The sequence below is a fragment of the Pseudomonas sp. PDM31 genome (assembly GCF_019218965.1).
Classification (GTDB): domain Bacteria; phylum Pseudomonadota; class Gammaproteobacteria; order Pseudomonadales; family Pseudomonadaceae; genus Aquipseudomonas.
This window is the reverse complement of the sequence record NZ_JAHUWS010000029.1, coordinates 1-919: the sequence shown is the minus strand read 5'-3', so window position 1 is coordinate 919 and position 919 is coordinate 1. Positions and strand designations below refer to the sequence as shown.

Genomic DNA, 919 nt, shown 5'->3' with positions numbered 1-919 from the left:
CGTTCCGCTAATCTCAAAGCCACTTAAGGGCTAGTCCCCGTTCGCTCGCCACTACTAAGGGAATCTCGGTTGATTTCTTTTCCTCAGGGTACTTAGATGTTTCAGTTCCCCTGGTTCGCCTCTTGCACCTATGTATTCAGTACAAGATAACCATCTTATGATGGCTGGGTTCCCCCATTCAGACATCTCCGGATCAAAGTCTGTTTGCCGACTCCCCGAAGCTTTTCGCAGGCTACCACGTCTTTCATCGCCTCTGACTGCCAAGGCATCCACCGTATGCGCTTCTTCACTTGACCATATAACCCCAAGCAATCTGGTTATACTATGAAGACGACATTCGCCGAAAATTCGAATTTCTCAACTAAGAGAACTCACAAATTTTACCTTAGCCTGATCCGTTACCAGTGAAAGTAACGTTCAGTCTATCTTTCTATCACATACCCAAATTTTTAAAGAACGAACTAGTCAAAGACTAGAAATCAACATTCACCATCGTCTTGATGGAATGCTCATTTCTAAGCTTTATACAATCAGAAGCAGTTTATGGTGGAGCCAAACGGGATCGAACCGTTGACCTCCTGCGTGCAAGGCAGGCGCTCTCCCAGCTGAGCTATGGCCCCGTATTTCTACAGGTTCCCACACAACAAAATTGGTGGGTCTGGGCAGATTCGAACTGCCGACCTCACCCTTATCAGGGGTGCGCTCTAACCAACTGAGCTACAGACCCAATTTCGGGCTGCTTCTATCGTCTTCTTCAATGAATCAAGCAATTCGTGTGGGAACTTATGGAGCAGCTGAGTCGTCGATTAAGGAGGTGATCCAGCCGCAGGTTCCCCTACGGCTACCTTGTTACGACTTCACCCCAGTCATGAATCACACCGTGGTAACCGTCCTCCCGAAGGTTAGACTAGCTACTTCT

Annotated in this window: 2 tRNA genes and 2 rRNA genes; all 4 read right to left on the bottom strand. The window is 47.8% G+C overall.

Annotated features, from left to right (window positions below):
* A 23S ribosomal RNA gene (locus KW839_RS27300) occupies positions 1 to 296 on the bottom strand; the annotation flags it as partial.
* A 248-nt stretch (positions 297 to 544) separates the two neighbouring features.
* Positions 545 to 620, bottom strand: a tRNA-Ala gene (locus tag KW839_RS27295).
* A gap of 30 nt (positions 621 to 650) precedes the next feature.
* Positions 651 to 727 (bottom strand) — tRNA-Ile (locus KW839_RS27290).
* 80 nt (positions 728 to 807) lie between these two features.
* Positions 808 to 919: ribosomal RNA gene (locus KW839_RS27285) — 16S ribosomal RNA — on the bottom strand; the annotation flags it as partial.